Raw genomic sequence first — 16,019 nt, 5'->3', positions numbered from 1 at the left:
AATATAATAACCATATAATCTTCAGGTATTAAAATTGATAAATATTGGTAGCCTGTCGGGATATTTTTAACAATTGAGTGTTATTAAGGATCCTGGTACTTATTTTTGCGCCATGATCGATCTACCTGAAAAAACCGGCGCAAAAGCACTGATCTTTGATCTGGATGGTACTCTGGCCAACACCATGGAAGTGCATTATGAGGCTTATAAAAAAGTGACTGATACTTATGGAATAGATTTTTCCAGGCAGTTATTCTACGATTGGGCCGGCACCCCGACTATTACTACATTCGAACGACTTAAGGAGATGTATCAATTGGAAGATATGGATCCAGTTGATTGTACCTTAAGAAAGAGAGAAAATTTCAAAAAGAACTTTCATCTTGTTAACAGGATTGAGCCGGTATTTGATATAGTGAGAGAATGGCACGGAAAATTACCAATGTCCATCGGTACAGGTAGTAGCAGACAAATGGGGATGAAAACAATAGAGACTCTTCATATGACCCCTTATTTTGATCATATCATAACAGTTGATGATGTGTCAAAAGGAAAGCCTGATCCGGAAACATTTGCAAAATGTGCTCTGTTAATGGGAGTCGAAACTTCTGACTGCCTGGTGTTTGAAGATGGAGAACCCGGAATTGTTGCAGCCCGGGCTCTCGATATGAAAATTGTTGATGTCAGAGAGTATCTGAGTTAGTTAGCTACCTCTGATAAGAATTTTATTCTGATCAGTCGAATTTCTTCTTCTGAGTATTCGTCTTCATCAAATTCGTCCAGGGCATCTTCGAGGCTGTCATTTTCTGCCTCCATGAAATAATCAAATAACTCTTCTTCAGCATCCTCATCAAGGTAATCCTCGATATAATAGTCGAGGTTTAATTTGGTTCCTGAATAAACGATATTCTCTATTTCATCTAGTAGGGCTTCAAAGGAGATGCCTCTTGATTCAGCGATCTCTTCAAGATCGATCTGTCTGTCAATCTGAGAAATTATATGAATCTTATGTTTTGACTTATCTCCGGATGTTTTTATTAGAATATCATCTGGTTTGATAATATCATTGTCTTCCACATATTTCTTTATCGCCTCAATGAATGGTTTGCCAAACTTGGATACTTTACCGGTTCCGACACCATTGATCTTTGTAAGTTGATCTCTGTCGGTAGGGTAAGTGGTAGCCATTTCCTCCAGTGAATTATCCTGAAAGATCACATAAGGAGGCAGATCCTTTTGAGACGCGAGTTTTTTACGGAGGTCTTTCAAAAGAGAAAATAAATTTTCATCATAACCCCTTGTTGGAGCTGACGGCTCATCCATTTCTTCTTCAGTTTCCCTGGTAAGCTCACTGTAGTCGTGAGGCTTAGTGATTTTTATATCATGAGGTGACTTTAAAAAGTCTTTTCCTTTACCAGTGAGCTTTAGAACTCCGATATTATCGATATCCTTTTCGATGAATTCAAAAATCAGTGCCTGACGTAGAATCGAAGACCATAATTCTTTTGGTTCTTCTTTTCCTTTCCCGTAAATAGAAGTTTTATCATGGCCGTAGGATAAAACGTATTGATTTGCTGATCCACGGATCACATCGACAAGGTGGCCGATACCAAATCTTTCACCTGTTTCTGAGACTGCTTTTAATGCAGTAACAATATGTTCCTGTCCCTCAAAAGATTCAGGAGGATTATTGCAAGCATCGCAACCCGCAGTACTTTGACATTCCGCTTCATCCCAGGACTCTCCGAAGTAATGTAAAAGTTGCTTCCTTCTACATACGGCAGATTCTGCATAAGCCGAGACTTCTTCCAATAAGACTTTGCCGTTTTCACGCTCTGTTACTGACTTGTCTTTATTGAATTTTTCAAGTTTGAGAATGTCATTGTAACTGTAAAACATCAGACAGTGCCCATCGAGACCATCTCTTCCGGCACGTCCGGTTTCCTGGTAATATCCCTCGATAGACTTAGGCGTATCATAATGAATGACAAAACGTACATCAGGCTTATCAATACCCATTCCGAAAGCAATAGTCGCCACTATGATGTCAATGTCCTCGCTGAGGAAACCATCCTGATTAGCCATCCTGACTGAACTTTCCAGTCCCGCATGATATGGAGCAGCCCTGAAGCCATTGACAGCAAGAAACTGGGCGATTTCTTCCACCTTTTTTCTGCTGAGGCAATAGATGATGCCTGACTGACCCTTTCTGGGCTTTAAAAACTGAATGATCTGTTTCTTAATATTCTGTTTTGGTCTGACTTCATAATACAGGTTATGCCTGTTAAATGATGATTTGAAGACCGTAGCGTTATCCATTTGCAGGTTACGCTGAATATCTATCTGAACCTTAGGAGTAGCTGTTGCTGTTAAAGCAACGACCGGCATTTCTCCCAGATCACCAATGATTGTTTTAATTCTACGGTATTCAGGACGGAAATCATGTCCCCATTCTGATATACAGTGTGCCTCATCAATAGCAACGAGTGAAATATTGATCTTTTTAAGGAATTCAATATTTTCTTCTTTGGTCAATGATTCCGGAGCCACGTATAATAATTTGGTGTTTCCGGCTAAAGTTTCTTTTTTAACCTTAGTGATTTCACTCTTGCTTAACGAAGAATTTAAAAAATAGGCAGTAAGCCCAAGCGCTCTTAGCTGATCAACCTGATTTTTCATCAGAGCGATCAATGGCGAGATAACAATAGTCGTCCCCTCAAGAACCACAGCAGGAAGTTGATAACATAGTGACTTACCAGCACCAGTGGGCATAATGACAAATGTATCGTTGCCATTAATAATATTATTTATAATATTTTCTTGATTTCCCCTGAAATGGTGGTAGCCAAAAACTTCCTTTAAAGTGGATCGCAGTAAATCTGTACTAACTTCCGACATATAATGGTATTACCTTAATCTCTAGCTTATTTGAAAAAAAAATCAAAAATTTGTCTTACAAAGTTCTGAAACTAAACACTTATTAGACATTGAATTTAGCAAAAAATATAAAATTAATCGCTAAAAATGTACTTATAAATGAGTCAGATGCAATAAAAAACATTGCTTTGCTCATTGATGACGAATTTGAAGCGATAGTAAGAGCAATAATTGAGTCAAAAGGACGGGTAGTTATTACCGGGATTGGTAAAAGCGCCATAATTGCGAACAAAATTGTAGCCACCATGAATTCAACGGGTACACCGGCATTATTTATGCATGCTGCCGATGCTATTCATGGTGATCTTGGGATGGTCCAGCCCGATGACTTCGTTATTTGCATATCAAAAAGTGGAAATACACCTGAAATAAAGGTATTGGTTCCATTGATTAAGAGAACTGGATGTACGCTGGTCGGGCTTGTAAGTAATACCGATAGTTTTCTTGCTCAACATTCTGACTTTACTCTTAATGCGACAATAGGAGAGGAAGCCTGTCCACATAATCTCGCTCCTACAACCAGTACTACAGCTCATTTAGCGCTTGGTGATGCCCTTGCAGTAGCACTATTGGAAGCTAAAGGGTTTACCAGTGAGGATTTCGGTAGATATCATCCGGGAGGAGCTCTTGGGAAACAGCTTTATTTAAAAGTTGATGACATTTATCCGGCTAATGAAAAACCGATAGTTAGTACTGATACCCCGCTAAAAGATTGTATCATAGAAATCTCAAGTAAAAGACTGGGAGCTGCAGTGGTAATCGATAAGGATGATAAAATTATCGGTGTGATCACCGATGGGGACCTTAGAAGAATGCTTCAAGAAAATCCATCCCTTGATGGATTAACTGCTTCTGATGTAATGGGCAAAGATCCGAAAACTATTGAAGCAGGAGAGTATGCTGTGAAGGCTTTTAATGTGATGCAGGAAAATAATATCACACAAATAATTGTAACTAATGAAGAAAAATTTGTAGGTTTTGTACATTTGCATGATCTTTTGAGAGAAGGAATTATTTAATTAAATTGAGTAACGGGGTTAAATCCCCTTTCAATAATAAAATCTATGCAAAAAAACCTTTATGTTGTGTTTATGGCTGGTGGGATTGGTTCCCGCTTCTGGCCATACAGCAGAAATGCTGAACCCAAGCAATTTTTGGATGTACTCGGGGTAGGAGAGTCATTACTTCAAATGACCTACAAACGATTTTTAAAAATAGTTGCTCCTGAAAATATACTTATCGTTACTAATGCTGATTATGTAGGCAAGGTTAAAGAGCAATTACCTGATTTAAATGATAACCAGATCTTAGGTGAACCATTGGGAAGAAACACAGCTCCTTGTATTGCCTATGCTGCTTATAAAATAAATGAACGAGATCCTGATTCAGTTATGGTGGTATCTCCGGCTGATCATGCCATTTTCGATGAAGATCATTTTATCGATACTTTGAAAGTTGCGATAGAAAAAGCTGAACAAACTGATTCACTTCTTACCATCGGAATTAATCCTCATAAGCCTGAGACCCAATATGGCTATATTCAATTTATAGAAGGTGAGGGGAGAGTAAAAAAGGTGAAAACATTTACTGAAAAGCCTCATGAGGAACTTGCAGAAAAGTTCCTGGAATCCGGAGATTTTCTCTGGAATTCGGGAATATTTGTCTGGAATGTTAAATCAATTATTAATTCTTTTGAGGATCATGCCCCGGATATTGCAGAAACATTCTCAGAAGGCCGAGGATTGTATGACACTCCTGAAGAATCAAAGTTTATAGAAAAGTCTTATTCACATTGTAAGAATATCTCTATTGATTATGCAATAATGGAGAAATCTGAAAATGTTTACGTTGTGAAAGGAGATTTCAGATGGTCAGACCTGGGTAGCTGGAATGCTATTCATGAGATGAAAGAGACTGATGAAAATGGGAATGTAGCAGATGGTAAAGTGACATTTTTAAATGCAAATAACTGTTATGTCAAAACTTGTGATTCAGACAAAGTAATTTTGGTTGATGGACTGGAAAATTACCTCATAACAGATTGCAAAGATGTTTTATTGATCACCCCGAAGGGTGATGCAGCTAAGATCAAACACTATGCTAAAAAAGTGAAAGACAACTGGGGAGAAGATTATTTATGATCCAGTCTTTGTCTGACAACTTCATAAGCGGCCATTCCGGCTGCTACAGATACATTTAGTGAACTAATATTTCCACTCATAGGAATTTTACCAGCTTCATTAGCTTTCTTAAGGTATTCAGGAGAGACACCATCTTCTTCCGATCCCATAAGAAGTGCTATTGGACCGGTGAGATCTATAGAGGAAATTTGATGGTCTGTCTTTTCTGTACAAGCAACTACATTCACCCCATAATCCTGTAAGAAGTCTATCGATTCTTTGAGATTATTTTCTCTACATACTTTTATGTGATTCAATGCTCCTGCAGATGTTTTTACAGCATCGCCGGTAATCATGGCACTACCCGCGAAGGGACAATTATGGCATCTACGCCCATACATTCACAGGTCCGGGCTATGGCACCAAAATTCCTTACGTCTGTAATTCGATCTAATATTACCAGAAATGGATTTTTACCTTCTTCATAGAGGCTGGTCACAACCTCAGTCATAGGTAAATATTTTACAGGACTAATAAAAGCTATTGCACCCTGATGATTTTTTCTGGTTATCCGGTTTAATTTTTCCTGAGGGACATATTGAACAGGAATTTCATGGGCTTTAGCAAGTTTAACCAGCTCTTGCATTAACTGGTTTCTCTCGTTTTTTTGCAATAGTAATTTCTCAACCTCTCTACCAGCCTCAATTCCTTCAATTATTGCTCTAGTACCGAAAATGTAATCTTCTTTCTTTGGACCTGTTCTCATAAATTTTATCTACCTCTCCATGCATCAATTGCTTTAAACCAATCGTTTTGATATTCATCCTTTCTGATCAAAACAAAATGATACCCTGAATACGGATCTTTTACTTGCACAAAGGTAAATGATAGCTTTGAATTAAGTCCTTTTTTATAAGACCATATTTCATAATTGCCATCTTTTTTAATATTTGTTGGAGATCCAAGAATGATGTAAAGCATTCCCTGATCAGTTTTCCAGCCTTCTTTATAGTTTGTGAAATAATAATTTGCCTTGGCTACCCGGTTAAAATAAAGTTTGATCTTAGGTTTTGCCCTTCCCGGAGATCCAAATGCATTTAGAAAGAATTGATCGAGTGCTTTTTTCGATTTTAAAGAGTCCAGTTCATTGTATTCTTTATTAGAGGAAATGTATCGAAGTGGCCCTATAATGCCTTCTACAGTTTGAAGTTTCGGGAAATAACTTTTTTCAACTCTGAATCCCTGGGCTTTCATTGATTCTTCTGAATCTTTATATTGATATAATCCTGCTGAATCAAGCCTAAATGGCTGAGCTATCCCAATTTGAGTAGTGCTTAGATTCTCCGGTCCCCCTTCATTTTGGTTAAAGGTTTCAAACATCGGGGGGTAAGCTGGCTTAAAGTCATATTTAAGCTGGTAAACTAATATAGAATCTATGTCAGTACTTTCATGGAAAGTATTAAATGTTAATTCATCACCCTCTTTAAAATAAGTGTTTGTTTTATCATCAGAACCATTTAATGAAGGGTATGCTGACGGAGAATTAAAAATGAATCGTTCTCCAACCAAAAAAAGATCAGGATACATGAGGTTATTTATTCGCATGGAGAGGAAAACCCAATTCTGATCATCTGTCAATTCCTGTTCCAGCTGAAGGTGCAGCGATTCACCTCCCTTCAACACATAATTATTTTGATAGTTAATTTGATCCGGAACTTTTTCATCCAGATCAATATGTGCTGACGTTGAAAATGCTACATCCCTTTCGCTTGAAGATAAGTTTGTTAATTGAACAAAAAGAATAGCTTTTCTTGTTTCATTTTCAGTGACGAATATTCTGCTTTCATATTCAAAACCCTTGCCCTGATAATATTTAAAAGACAAATCAAGTGAGTCAAGAGACTGAGCGTTAGCAATAAAACCGTTTAAAAATATCAGAAAAATGGTGCAGAGACTGTATAAAAATTTCATGCTTATAAATTTTAACATAAGTTATTTGCTTTATTTTGTTTTGACAAAGTAAAAAGGCCTAATTTTGCTAATTATCATTAAACTAATATGGCAACGTATACTACAGAGATCGCTTCTGATACTATTTCATCTGATAAACCCATTCATAGCAGGTTATTAAAGGCTTATTATGCCGCGATACCCTTTGTGTCTGGAAGTTTACTTGAAGTAGGATGTGGCGAAGGAAGAGGTGTGGAGTTATTAAAACCCAAAGCCACGAAATATAAGGCAGTCGATAAAATCGGTGAGGTGATTGATAGATTATCTGCGAAATACCCTGAAGTAGATTTTGTTCAAGCGCATATTCCACCATTTGATGGCTGGGAAAGTAATCAATTTGATACTATCGTTACCTTCCAGGTTATTGAGCATATAAAAGATGATGGCCTGTTTTTAAAAGAGTTATACAGACTTCTAAAACCCGGTGGTAAATTATTGGTTACCACTCCTAATATAAACTATACACTTACCAGAAACCCCTGGCATGAAAGAGAATACACGCCAAAAGAGTTAGAAAACCTTATGTATAAGTATTTTGATAAGGTGGAGACTAAGGGTATTGGTGGTAATGAAAAAGTATGGGATTATTATAAACAGAATAAAAAGTCAGTAGAGAAGATTACTCGCTTTGATATTTTTGATCTGCAGTATAAACTTCCCGCTTCGATTTTAAGAATTCCTTATGATATCTTAAACAGGATAAATAGAAATAATCTATCAAAACAAAATTCAGGACTAGTTACCGGAATCACTCATGAAGATTACCTGGTAATTGATAATCCTGAGAAAGCCCTGGATCTGTTTTATATAGGATATAAAAATAGATAAAATAAAGTAAGACATAAAAAAAGGTAGCCCCGGCTACCTTTTTTTATGTCTTATGAATTGTGATTTATCATCTTCCGCCAATTCTACCAGCCAATGTATTGAATTTCTGACTGATTTCCTGAGCGAGTTCTGTTTCTCCGTTATTCTTAGCCTGGTTAGCTAATACATTTAATCCCATAAGCTGTCTTTCAGCTTCTCGTAGCTGATATGTCTGATCGATATAGTATTTGGATAAATCAAACATTCTTTCAGATCCTAATCTGGTCATTTCAACAGCCTGATCGTGCGCACCGCTTACTCCCAGGGAAGAAAGTTTGAACAGAATCTCTACTGTTTGCAGTAACGAAAAGTCATATGGAACAGCCTTATCAGGCATTTCGTTCAAACTTTTATTGATAATCTCATGCGCTTTTTCAATTTCACCATCATTTATCAATCCTTCGGCTAGTGCATTTAAAGCATATCTGTGATTCTGAACAAATCCTCTGTAGTCTTCATTATAATATGAATCAGGATTGTCTAATTCTCTGAATCGCCACTTTTCCATGACATTTTTATACATCTCGTCAGTGTCAGTAGCTTCTACAAAATCAGAATTATTCATTCTTGACGGTACTAGCCTGTAAGTTAATCCTTCCTGAACCAGGTAATCCTGAATGTCGAATCTTACTGATCTCATTGAAGTGGAATTGAAGTAGATTGGTCTTTCCCAGTTATTTCCCGCTATAAGATCAAGGATCATAAAGTCATTTTTATAAAGACCATTTCCTTTCACGTTAAACCACATATTGTCGACTATTCCGTTTCTGTATTTTTCCGGTACTATTGAAGCAGCTTTTGCTGAATCAACAGATAAGAAAAATTTCTTGGATAGTAACCTCGCATAGTCTTTTCCATCAAATGCTGTAATTATCGATCTCGAGCCTTTATTTAACAGATTTAGGTATTCATTGAGATTAACTCCATTCTGATTGATCTTTTCATTTGAAGGAACATAAGGTAAATAATCTACCGGTCCTCCCTGCTGAATCATGTCAATTGAAAGAGTAAAAGGCAATGGGTCAGATTCGTATGCCTGACGATGCATTTGCTCAATGTACCAGTCAGTGTTAAAGTAAGACAATACAATTACTCTAACATCAGTTCTGACACCCTCTACTTCTTGTAGATACCATAACGGGAAGGTATCATTATCTCCTCCTGTAAATAATATTGCATTCGGAGCACATGATTCAAGGTAGTTTCTTGCTGCATCTACCGAGAAGTATCTGTTACTACGATCATGGTCATCCCAGTTTTCTGATGCCATGATAACTGGAACGATCATCGATAAGATAAAGGCAGTCCCAACTCTTGCAGTACTATTTTTTAATACATTTTTAAGTATATCAGCAATAGCCATTACACCAAAGCCTACCCAAATACAGAAGGCGTAAAAACTACCGGCATATATATAATCTCTTTCCCGTGGCTCTGAAGGAGGTGAATTCAGATACATTACCAGGGCAACACCCAGGAGTAAAAATAAAAGAGTTACTATAATTCCGGTTTTTTGATTTTTAGAAAAATTAAAGACCAGACCTAGCAACCCTAGCAATAATGGTAGCATAAAAAGCTGATTTCTGGCTTTATTTTCTTTGATCTCATACGGAAGTCCATCATCTGACTGCCACGGGGTCATCCAACCGGCATCTTGAATATCACTTTCTCTGCCTGCAAAATTCCACATAAAGTATCGCAGATACATATGGCCGATTTGATGCGTGAACATAAAGTACAGGTTATCACTAAAATTCGGATCTTCTCCTTTTTGTAATCCGAGCATGCTTCGGTATTGTTGCTGGTATCTGGCTTCGGAATTCCAGATTCTAGGAAAGAAATGAGTTTCAGCCCATTCGTTTTCTACTTTATAATCAGCAATTTCATATTTATCTTTTCCTTTTACATAAACAGGCTCACCCGATACCTGATCTTGCAATTCTGTGTTATAATACGGGCCAAATAACAGAGGTCTGCTTCCATACTGTTCCCTTTTTAAATAAGAAACGAAAGACATCACATCCTGTGGGTCGTTTTCATCGATTGGTGGGTTGTAATTTGAACGAATTACAACCATGGTATAAGAAGAATAACCTATTAAAATAAAAGTTAATGCAAGTAGAATTGTGTTAGGATTAACCAATCCTTTCTTTTGAGTGAACCATATACCAAAGATCAACCCACCAAATAATAGTAAACAGAAAAATATGATACCTGATCCGAAACCGAAACCAAGACTGTTAACAAAAAACACCTCGAATTTGCCTGCGATAGAAGGTAAACCAGGGATAATACCTATCTGGATAACACCGACAATCACTAATCCAAGTAAAATGGCGATCACACCACCTTTTAATGAAGATTTATCGTCACGGTATTTGAAATACATTATTAGAGCGAGGGCAGGAATAGTTACCAGGTTTAATAAGTGAACACCTATTGAAAGTCCTACCATATATGCGATGAGTAATAACCATCTGTTGGCCATCCTCTGGTCATCAACGAGTTCCCATTTAAGCATAGCCCATACTACAAAAGCAGTAAAGAATGATGAAAGGGCATAAACTTCGGCCTCAACTGCTGAGAACCAAAAAGTGTCACTAAATGTATAAGCTAAAGCCCCGACTATTCCGGAGGCAAGTAGCAATAATCCCTGTTCTTTTGTTTCCTGACCTATTTTAGCACTTAAAAGCTTTCTTCCGAAAAGCACTATTGTCCAGTATAAAAACAATATGGTAAATCCACTGGCAATAACACTAAGCATATTTATAGCAAATGCAACCTGAGTTACATCATCTGTAAACATACTGAAAAACCTACCCAGCATTAAGAATAAAGGTGCTCCGGGAGGGTGAGGAACTTCAAGCTTATAAGATACAGCAATGAATTCTCCGCAATCCCAAAAGCTTGCAGTTTCTTCAACGGTCAAAGTATAAACAATGGTGGCTATGATAAAAAGTAGCCATCCGGTAATGTTATTTATCCTTCTAAAATCTTTCATGAATTGTTTTTAGGTTCACTAACTCGGGCGAAAATAAGAAATTATTGAGGATATGTCAGTTAATTCTTGTTAATAATTACTTATTGTATATTAAAACAAAGGACATCCCTGTATAGAGATGTCCTTTCAGATTTTTAGGTAAGCCTTGTTTATTTTATAACGATTGTTCCTTGTTAAGGTCGACAATTCTGACATCTACCCTTCGACTTTCTTCTTTGGATAAATTTGAATTATCTACAGCTCCATAACCTTTAGCTATGATCCTTCTCCTAACAATTCCTCGTGTATTGAAGTAATTCAGAACTTCTTTAGCTCTTTCATTACTTAATTTTCTGTTTGTTTCTTCATCTCCGTCTTGTGAAGCATAACCTGAAATTTCAAGCCCCAAAACTGGATTGTCATCTATTAATTTAAGCATTTCTGCTAGTTTTTTCTTATCAGATTCCTGCATGCTAGCATCTCCAACATTGAAGTAAATAGAAACCTTTTTATTTAAAAGACTTTCATCATATTCCGATCCGGAAATTTTATCATTATCTTCTTTTAAAGCTTTTTTCGATACATTAAATGTCGGCAAACTAAATATCGGTTCTCCATCTACAATGCGTTTTTCCAGACTTTCTTCTCCGTTTTCATCATAGTAATATTTCTGCGATGCATGTTGAATCTTATCATTACTTGAGTCGTCGAAATCAAATTCTTCAACTGGGTTGGTTGCAAACATTATCGTCATAAGATAATCCAGCGCGATAGTGTCAGAAGTAGCAATAATACCATCCATTATATCTAAAAGGTCAAGGCTGTCACTTTTTATCAGATTTGCCTCGTTTGCCATTCTTGGCGAAATTTTAGTATCATTTTCAGTGTCATAGAAAACATTGCTCACTTTTACTTCCTGACCAACTACGACATCAAATTGCTTTATTGGAGTAAGTAAAATTCGCTGATATAGCTCATAAAAATATTCCTGATCCGGGATATCGATTGCTATCGTGTAAGGTAAATAGTTCTCAGATTCGACTATTAGGTCATAGCTTTTACCTGGAGGGAAAATTATTAAATATTCACCTTTTTCATTCGGAGAATAAACATATTCAACTTTATTTCCTGAATTTTTTTCAACTACTTTGATCTTAGAACTGATTGGTTGTTTTGTATCGCCATCCAGAATCAAACCTTTGATTAGTGTCAAAGCAATATTATTTCCTCCTTCTGGCATGTCGAAGAAGTAAATATCCTGACCTCCTTGTCCACCAACTCTATCTGATGAAAAATAACCTGTTTCACCATCAGCAGAAAGTGTAAAGTAATTATCATCTGTAGTGGTATTGATTGGATATCCTAGGTTAACTGGTGTTTGCCATTCTCCGTTTGCTCTTACAGTGCGGAAGATGTCCCGACCACCCATTGATTTATGTCCTTCACTGGTAAAGAATAAAGTTCTTTGATCAGGGTGAATAAACGGACCTTCTTCATTTTGTTCAGTGTTTACAACCGGGCCTAGGTTTTTAGCTTGTCCCCAAACACCTTTTTCATTTTTTTCAGACTTATAAATATCAAAACCTCCTATGCTGCCAGGTCTGTTACTAGCAAAATAGATTGTTTTACCATCTGAAGTTAACGAAGCAGCAGTTTCCGTGTAGCGGCTGTTTATATTTTTACCAAGTGATACAGGAGCCTGCCATTTACCTTTAATCTTATGTATTGTATAAAGGTCCCCAGGGTCAGATTCATTTCCTACAAAAACTAAAAGTTGTCGGCCATCAGCAGATATGCCTGCTGTTCCGATATTACCGGTCGTTTTTATATTAATTTCTTCTGGTTTTCCCCATGTTCCATCATCCTTCTTCGTGACTATGAAGATTTTTTCTTTAGCTCCTTTAGTGACTGGGTCAAATACAGTATAAGCCATTACTGACTCATCAGCAGATATAACCGGATTGTATTCAATGAGGTCTGAATTGACTACAGAGCTGAAACTTCTTAATTCTACTAGTTTCGGGTTTGCAAGGAAAGCTTGGGCGTTAAAGGCCATTTCCTTATATAGAGCTGCCTTTTTTCTTAGGTTATTGTTTGGTTTTGCCTCATCCAGAAATTTATTGAATGATTCAATCGCCTGGACAGGATTTTCATTTCTCAATTCAGCTAGACCTAAATACCAGTATTTTTCAACCGGTAGTTTTCCCTCGTCCTTTTTTATGGCCTTTTCTAAATGTTCTAAGGCATTTTTTTGTCCCTGGACATCAATAAGGTTTGAAAGAGTGACACCGTAGCGATAAAGTGATACTGCGTCATCAGCTCCCATTTCGACAGCCTTTTCATAATACTTTAGTGCTTCATTATAATTTTCGATCTTGAAATACTGATCAGCCCTGTATAATGTTTTTTCAACATCTCCTTGCTGGGCATTCACTGTAAAAGCAAAAAGTATAAAAATCGTAAAGGTTAAAAAATTGTATTTCATATTATATTAGATATGAATTAATTAATGTACTGCAATATTAATGATAACCTGATATAAAAATAATTTAATATGATGTATAAACTTACAAGGGTTGATTAGCATTCAAAGCTTTAATTCGTTTAATGAGTGGAGGATGTGAATAATTCAGCCAAACATAAAACGGGTGTGGAGTCAAATTGGACAAGTTATCTGAAGATAATTTCTTAAGTGCTGTAACTAAAGGACCTCCCGAATAGGTTGTTTTAGCATAATGATCTGCTTCAAATTCATTTTTTCTGCTGAATATATTCATTCCGATTCCCAGGACAGCTGAAATCGGACTGTAAAGCAAACTAAATGTAATCAGGTTAATATGAATACTTAGAGAATCTGCTCCAAGGGCTTTGGATAATTCCGGTAAAAAGATCAATTCTTTCATTATAAAAAGCATCAGACCGGTCTGTAGTATGCTTAAGATCAAACTGCCTATAATGTGTTTCTTTTTAAAATGGCCGACTTCATGAGCAAAAACCGCAGTTAATTCTTCAACAGAATGATTTTCTATCAGTGTATCATATAATACTACTTTTTTATTTTTTCCAAAACCCGAAAAAAATGCATTCGCTTTCGTCGATCTTTTGCTACCATCGATGACAAAAATATTTGTCAGCGGGAAATTCACCTTTTTACTGTAGTCTTCTATGGAGGTTCTCAGGTCTCCTTCTTCAAGCGGTGTGAATTTATTGAATAATGGCATTACCAAAGTGGTGTAAAACATATTCATGAAAATTATGAATACTGTAATTACTATCCAGAATATCCACCAGAAGTCTGTACCTAATTCATATAATAAATATAAAAGAGCACCAAGCAGAATTCCGCCAAGAATTGCTCCCAGAAGGTAACCCTTTATTTTATCCGTCCAGAAGGTTTTTTGGGTCGTCTTATTAAATCCGAATTTTTCTTCAATCACAAAGGTGTGATACCAGGAAAACGGAGTAGAAATAAGATCAGAAGCAATAAAAAGGATCCCGAAAAAAACTAATCCCTGAACTATTGGTGATAATGTGAATTGAGATTCGAGGTAAGTGTTTAATTCACCAAAACCTCCTAACCCAATAAATAAAACTGTAATTATGAGGGAAAAACTACCGCTGATCCATCCAAACCTATAGTTTTCTCTCCTGTATTCCTTACTTTTCTCATATTGATCATCACTGAAAACATCTTTCAGGTCTTCAGGAACTGGCTTTTCACCATGTTTTAAGTTTATATAAGAAAGGGTCTTTTCAAATATGAATCCCAATATTATTAATGCTAATATAATTATCAGCAATACCTGAGGGTCGATATTCATTTTTATCAAGTTTAAAAGTTTGGACAAGGAACAGACATAACACTTCGCGGAGGTCTGTAAGGGTGGTCTCGCATTTTAAACAGATAGTTTATGGTTATTTCATGTGCTCCGCCAGCATCAAGGCCGACTTTTGACATGGTGAAATCAAATGAGTAACCAATTCTTAGATTTTCATTAGGCATAAGTCCTACCAATCCGACTATAGATTCCGTCAGATTGATTCCTCCGTCGCCCTGAATCGGTAAACCACGGTACCATACACCAAGAACCAGGGGTTCTAAAGTGGCATAAGTACCAATATCTAATTGTTGAAAGCTACCCTGGCGTTTATACTGGAATGTCGGAGTGATGTTTCTTTCTCTGCCGGTACGGTTGGTTGCAAAAGGAAGTACATAACCACCATGCACGGACATTTTAACAGGTAATCTGCTGGTTTCATCACCAAGAATGCTTTGATCAGGTGTTGTTAAATGATGGGCAGAAAGACCAATAAAGAAATTTGATGAATATAACAGTCCACCCAGCCCGACATCAAAATAATTTACATTGTCACCTGTGTTAAGTGATTCGGCTGTCTCCTGACTGATAAAACCATTTTGATCAAACTGATCTCCAAAGGTTAATTCTGTAAAATTCACACCCCTTATAACGTACCCAATATCTACACCTGGCCGGAATACCAAGTTGTCATTTAAGTAAAGCTCATAACTGTAGAGCGCGTTTATCGAAGTTGAAGTTAACCCGGATAATCCTTCGCGGTCTCTTTGGATCATTAAACCGACCGAACTATAATATTTTTCGATATATCCATCAAAATATGCTGAATAGCTTTCAAATGTTGCATTTATTGATGGCCATTGTGAGCGATAAATTACACCCACCCGACCCATCTGATGTGAGCCTGTAAAAGCAGGGTTCAGGTATAAGTTGTGAGAATAAAATTGGGAAAACTGTGGGTCCTGTGCGTTAATGTTCAGGGTCAGCAGAATTCCGGTTATTAACAGAAAAAATTTATTCATCAGGTCAGCTATTTAATTGATTCCGTGACTTTGCTCTTCAAATTACGTTAATTTAAAAACGAAAAATTAATAATTGATAAGCAAAATATTTATTTAGCAAACGGCACAATTTTTGTACCAATTTTAATAAATTATTGTAATCTTTCATACAAAAAAACATATTCGAAGTAAACTAGTTGACAAAACTATAATTATCAATACTTACAATACGTTTTTTTGTTATATTTTCGTATAAATTCCTCTAACCGGAAATTGATATAATATG

The 16,019-nt window shown here is 36.6% G+C and carries 12 protein-coding genes; 4 read left to right on the top strand and 8 right to left on the bottom strand.

The annotated features are described in order from the left end of the window. Positions 1 to 73 precede the first annotated feature (73 nt). Complete coding sequence (locus DCC35_RS17650; RefSeq protein WP_137092043.1) at positions 74 to 703, top strand: HAD family hydrolase; 630 nt, start codon at positions 74 to 76, stop codon at positions 701 to 703. On the opposite strand, the gene recQ is transcribed toward DCC35_RS17650, so the two are convergent. Beyond that, on the bottom strand, positions 700 to 2,898 hold the full coding sequence (recQ, locus tag DCC35_RS17645; protein ID WP_137092042.1) for a DNA helicase RecQ: 2,199 nt from the start codon (positions 2,896 to 2,898) through the stop codon (positions 700 to 702). The genes DCC35_RS17650 and recQ overlap by 4 nt on opposite strands. Positions 2,899 to 2,987: 89 nt before the next feature. On the opposite strand from recQ, the gene DCC35_RS17640 reads away from it, so the two are divergent. Further along, positions 2,988 to 3,956 carry a KpsF/GutQ family sugar-phosphate isomerase gene (locus DCC35_RS17640; protein ID WP_137092041.1) on the top strand — a complete coding sequence of 323 codons (969 nt, stop codon included), beginning with the start codon at positions 2,988 to 2,990 and terminating at the stop codon, positions 3,954 to 3,956. Between the two features lie 45 nt (positions 3,957 to 4,001). After that, a complete protein-coding gene (locus tag DCC35_RS17635) occupies positions 4,002 to 5,078 on the top strand; it encodes a mannose-1-phosphate guanylyltransferase (protein ID WP_137092040.1) in 1,077 nt (358 codons plus the stop codon). On the opposite strand, the gene DCC35_RS21930 is transcribed toward DCC35_RS17635, so the two are convergent. Genes DCC35_RS21930 through DCC35_RS17625 form a run of 3 tightly spaced genes read right to left on the bottom strand, consistent with a single transcriptional unit; the run spans position 5,069 to position 7,028 of the window. Further along, positions 5,069 to 5,413, bottom strand: coding sequence for a TrmH family RNA methyltransferase (locus DCC35_RS21930; protein ID WP_317128960.1), 345 nt, complete (start codon positions 5,411 to 5,413; stop codon positions 5,069 to 5,071). The two genes, DCC35_RS17635 and DCC35_RS21930, sit on opposite strands and share 10 nt — an antisense overlap. Then, the gene (locus DCC35_RS21925; protein WP_317128959.1) at positions 5,410 to 5,823 is read right to left on the bottom strand and encodes a TrmH family RNA methyltransferase; all 414 of its coding nucleotides are present in this window, start codon (positions 5,821 to 5,823) and stop codon (positions 5,410 to 5,412) included. The genes DCC35_RS21930 and DCC35_RS21925 overlap by 4 nt, the downstream gene beginning before the upstream one ends. A 5-nt stretch (positions 5,824 to 5,828) precedes the next feature. Then, entirely contained in the window at positions 5,829 to 7,028 is a 1,200-nt protein-coding gene (locus DCC35_RS17625) for a GWxTD domain-containing protein (protein ID WP_175402863.1), read from the bottom strand. A gap of 87 nt (positions 7,029 to 7,115) precedes the next feature. Here DCC35_RS17625 and DCC35_RS17620 point away from each other — a divergent pair, with 87 nt between their 5' ends. Next, positions 7,116 to 7,895: a class I SAM-dependent methyltransferase gene (locus DCC35_RS17620; protein WP_137092038.1), complete on the top strand. Its 780-nt coding sequence runs from the start codon at positions 7,116 to 7,118 to the stop codon at positions 7,893 to 7,895. A gap of 67 nt (positions 7,896 to 7,962) precedes the next feature. On the opposite strand, the gene DCC35_RS17615 is transcribed toward DCC35_RS17620, so the two are convergent. From DCC35_RS17615 to DCC35_RS17600, 4 genes are all read right to left on the bottom strand, one after another. Then, positions 7,963 to 10,935 carry a glycosyltransferase family 117 protein gene (locus tag DCC35_RS17615; protein ID WP_137092037.1) on the bottom strand — a complete coding sequence of 991 codons (2,973 nt, stop codon included), beginning with the start codon at positions 10,933 to 10,935 and terminating at the stop codon, positions 7,963 to 7,965. Between the two features lie 154 nt (positions 10,936 to 11,089). Next, positions 11,090 to 13,399: an OmpA family protein gene (locus DCC35_RS17610; protein WP_137092036.1), complete on the bottom strand. Its 2,310-nt coding sequence runs from the start codon at positions 13,397 to 13,399 to the stop codon at positions 11,090 to 11,092. An 82-nt stretch (positions 13,400 to 13,481) separates the two neighbouring features. After that, positions 13,482 to 14,735, bottom strand: a complete 1,254-nt coding sequence (locus DCC35_RS17605) for a M48 family metallopeptidase (protein ID WP_317128958.1) — start codon at positions 14,733 to 14,735, stop codon at positions 13,482 to 13,484. 11 nt (positions 14,736 to 14,746) lie between these two features. After that, the gene (locus tag DCC35_RS17600) at positions 14,747 to 15,754 is read right to left on the bottom strand and encodes a PorP/SprF family type IX secretion system membrane protein (RefSeq protein ID WP_137092035.1); all 1,008 of its coding nucleotides are present in this window, start codon (positions 15,752 to 15,754) and stop codon (positions 14,747 to 14,749) included. Between the last annotated feature and the right edge of the window lie 265 nt (positions 15,755 to 16,019).

Origin of the sequence: Mangrovivirga cuniculi, from assembly GCF_005166025.1 — a bacterium.
Taxonomy (GTDB): domain Bacteria; phylum Bacteroidota; class Bacteroidia; order Cytophagales; family Cyclobacteriaceae; genus Mangrovivirga; species Mangrovivirga cuniculi.
The sequence above is the reverse complement of the archived record's forward strand: the minus strand, read 5'-3'. Positions and strand labels throughout refer to the sequence as shown.

What these genes read in the sequence shown, in the direction of transcription:
- recQ (WP_137092042.1), bottom strand. Translation starts at nt 2,898, where the DNA reads ATGTCGGAAGTTAGTACAGATTTACTGCGATCCACTTTAAAGGAAGTT.
- DCC35_RS17635 (WP_137092040.1), top strand. Translation starts at nt 4,002, where the DNA reads ATGCAAAAAAACCTTTATGTTGTGTTTATGGCTGGTGGGATTGGTTCC.
- DCC35_RS21930 (WP_317128960.1), bottom strand. Translation starts at nt 5,413, where the DNA reads ATGATTACCGGCGATGCTGTAAAAACATCTGCAGGAGCATTGAATCAC.
- DCC35_RS21925 (WP_317128959.1), bottom strand. Translation starts at nt 5,823, where the DNA reads ATGAGAACAGGTCCAAAGAAAGAAGATTACATTTTCGGTACTAGAGCA.
- DCC35_RS17625 (WP_175402863.1), bottom strand. Translation starts at nt 7,028, where the DNA reads ATGAAATTTTTATACAGTCTCTGCACCATTTTTCTGATATTTTTAAAC.
- DCC35_RS17620 (WP_137092038.1), top strand. Translation starts at nt 7,116, where the DNA reads ATGGCAACGTATACTACAGAGATCGCTTCTGATACTATTTCATCTGAT.
- DCC35_RS17615 (WP_137092037.1), bottom strand. Translation starts at nt 10,935, where the DNA reads ATGAAAGATTTTAGAAGGATAAATAACATTACCGGATGGCTACTTTTT.
- DCC35_RS17610 (WP_137092036.1), bottom strand. Translation starts at nt 13,399, where the DNA reads ATGAAATACAATTTTTTAACCTTTACGATTTTTATACTTTTTGCTTTT.
- DCC35_RS17605 (WP_317128958.1), bottom strand. Translation starts at nt 14,735, where the DNA reads ATGAATATCGACCCTCAGGTATTGCTGATAATTATATTAGCATTAATA.
- DCC35_RS17600 (WP_137092035.1), bottom strand. Translation starts at nt 15,754, where the DNA reads ATGAATAAATTTTTTCTGTTAATAACCGGAATTCTGCTGACCCTGAAC.